General features: G+C 71.8%; 4 protein-coding genes. 2 read left to right on the top strand and 2 right to left on the bottom strand.

The window, feature by feature from the left end; all coding sequences use genetic code 11:
- Positions 1–319: 319 nt before the first annotated feature.
- Positions 320–577: a DUF2795 domain-containing protein gene (locus tag AB0J39_RS39215; protein ID WP_363474249.1), complete on the bottom strand. Its 258-nt coding sequence runs from the start codon at positions 575–577 to the stop codon at positions 320–322.
- 164 nt (positions 578–741) lie between these two features.
- Between AB0J39_RS39215 and AB0J39_RS39210 the strand changes: the two genes are divergently transcribed.
- Positions 742–915 carry a hypothetical protein gene (locus AB0J39_RS39210; protein ID WP_363474247.1) on the top strand — a complete coding sequence of 58 codons (174 nt, stop codon included), beginning with the start codon at positions 742–744 and terminating at the stop codon, positions 913–915.
- A gap of 282 nt (positions 916–1,197) precedes the next feature.
- Here AB0J39_RS39210 and AB0J39_RS39205 read toward each other — a convergent pair whose 3' ends face one another.
- Entirely contained in the window at positions 1,198–1,362 is a 165-nt protein-coding gene (locus tag AB0J39_RS39205; RefSeq protein WP_169949406.1) for a hypothetical protein, read from the bottom strand.
- A gap of 241 nt (positions 1,363–1,603) precedes the next feature.
- Here AB0J39_RS39205 and AB0J39_RS39200 point away from each other — a divergent pair, with 241 nt between their 5' ends.
- Positions 1,604–2,257 (top strand): response regulator transcription factor, encoded by a 654-nt coding sequence (locus AB0J39_RS39200; protein ID WP_363474245.1) that lies wholly within the window; start codon positions 1,604–1,606, stop codon positions 2,255–2,257.
- Positions 2,258–2,461 lie beyond the last annotated feature (204 nt).

Here is a 2,461-nt window from a genome sequence, read left to right as displayed (position 1 = left end):
TTCGGTGGTGTCTTTCGGTGTGGTCCTCTCCCGACCTCGCCCCGCCCCCCCCCCCCCCGCCGGCCTCGGCGGCCCCGGGCCCCGGGCCGCGCCGGCGGCGCGGGCGTTTTCGACCCGGCCGGCGCCGCGGTCCGTTCCAGGGGGCGGGGCTCCGCAGAGCGGAGCGAACCTCGCGTTCCTTCCGCGACCGGCCCGGCCACTGTTCGCCGGACCCGTCGGCGCCCCCATCGCGTCCGGAGGCGCCGTGGTCGCCAACGCGCTGCTGAGTGCTTGTCGGCCGCGCTGCTGAGTGCTTGCCAGTCGCGCTGCTCTGTGCTTGTCAGTCGCGCTGCTCCCTGCCGCCGACGCCGAGCTCGCGTGCCACGTCCTCGACGTTGTCGAACGTCCGGTCCGGCAGGGACCGCAGGGCGGACAGCACCCCGTCCGGCGCCGACTCGGACGCGGCGCGGGCCAGCAGGTCCTCCCGGCCGGCCGGGAAGACGTGCGTCCCGCTGATCCACCGCGCGAGGTCGCTGCGGCTGTCCACCTCCTGCTTCGTCATGCCCTCCGGCGAGCCCGGCTCGTGCTCCCGTTCCATACGCTCCACCTTTCCGTCCACAGGGACCGGAGGCCCTACCCGTGTCCCTGACGGCAAACCTGAGGCCGCCGCACGCGCCGGCTGGAGCGATTGCCCAGGTCCCGGCGGCATGCCCGGCCGCCTCGCGGGTACGCGGCGCAGGACGACGGCGGAAGGAGCAGGACATGACCGTTCCCGAAGAGAACGCCCCCAAGACCGATCAGGACGACCCGGCCCTGTCGCGGCAGTCCGCGCCCGCCCAGCAGGGCGACTCGCGCGGATCACAGGACACCGAGATGGCCGCCAAGCTCAAGGAGGCCATGTCCGAGGCCGACGTGGACCGTGACGACTTCGCGTGACGCCGGCGGCGCCACACGCCGCGCCGGTTCAGGGCCGCGAGCCGGTGGTCGCCGCGCGCCTGATCAGGAGCCGCCGACGGTTCCCGCAGAGTTCACAAGGGGGCCGGGCAGGATTAGCGCAGGATTCGCGGTGAATTCGCGCAGAGTGCCCCGGGCACAACGTGCGTAGAGCGCCGGGCGTCACGCGTCTGGCATCCGCCGGTACCGGCGCCCGGAGTTCGCCCGGGCACACAGGCGAGGGGGCCCGCCATCGGCGGGCCCCCTCGTCAGTGTTCCTGGCGGTCAGCGCGGGATGGAAATGCCGTGATCCTCGGCGAGGCGGTGCAGGTCCTCGATCTCGGCGGTGAGTGTGTCGGCGAGGAAGTCGTCCCCGCTCGTGGTGGCCTCTTCAAGACCCTTGTAGGCCTGGTCGAGCCTGGTTTCGATCGTGGTCGTGAACTCGCCCATCTCACCTTCTTTCTCAGGGGGCGAAACGCGTCACCGGGGGCTCCGGCGCGGCTCCTGCGGAGAGGCGCGCCCTTCCCCGGCACACGACAATGGAGGGTGTCACGGGCCTTACCCATGTCCGGACCAACCGCAAACCTGTGAATTTCTGTGCTCTACGTCACGTAGAGCGCTGGAACCGCTTACCGGCGGCTTACGTCGAATGTGACCACAATGAGGGCGTCGTACCAGCTAGGAGGACTTGATGCGCGTGCTTGTGGTGGAGGACGAGCGGGTGCTCGCGGACGCGATCGCCACCGGCCTCCGCCGGGAGGCGATGGCCGTGGACGTCGCCTACGACGGCGCCGCCGCTCTGGAGAAGACCGGCTACATCGACTACGACGTGATCGTGCTCGACCGTGACCTGCCCAAGGTGCACGGTGACGAGGTGGCCCGGCGCCTGGTCGCCCAGCGGTCGGCTTCGCGGATCATCATGCTGACGGCCGCGGGCGACGTGGACGACAAGGTCGAGGGGCTGGAGATCGGCGCCGACGACTACCTGGCCAAGCCCTTCGTGTTCATGGAGCTCGTGGCCCGGGTGCGCGCGCTCGGCCGCAGGTCCGCGCCGCCGCTGCCGCCCGTTCTCGAACGCGCCGGCATCCGGCTCGACCCCGGCAGGCGTCAGGTGACCAGGGACGGGGTGGAGATCCACCTCACCAAGAAGGAGTTCGCGGTGCTGGAGGAGCTGATGCGGGCCGAGGGCGCCGTCGTCAGCCAGGAGGACCTGCTGGACAAGGCGTGGGACGAGAACATCGACCCGTTCACCAACGTGGTCAGAGTGACGATGATGACGCTGCGCAAGAAGCTGGGCGACCCGCCGGTCATCGAGACCGTGCCGGGCGTCGGGTACCGGCTGTGACGACCCGCGCCGCCGTCTCCGCATCTTCATCGGGGGAGGGGGCCCTGTGACCGAACCGCGTGACGCCTCCGACAAGGGGACGCCGCAGATCCTGCCGCCGCCCGGCGACGCGGGCTCCGCCGCGACCGCGCCGGGTTCCGCGACCGCGCCGGGTTCCGCGACCGCGCCGGGTTCCGCGACCGCGCCGGGTTCGCCGGCTGCGGC

It is taken from the genome of Microbispora sp. NPDC049633, assembly GCF_040675265.1.
Taxonomy (GTDB): Bacteria; Actinomycetota; Actinomycetes; order Streptosporangiales; family Streptosporangiaceae; genus Microbispora; species Microbispora maris.
This window is presented reverse-complemented; position numbering and strand designations above follow the sequence as displayed.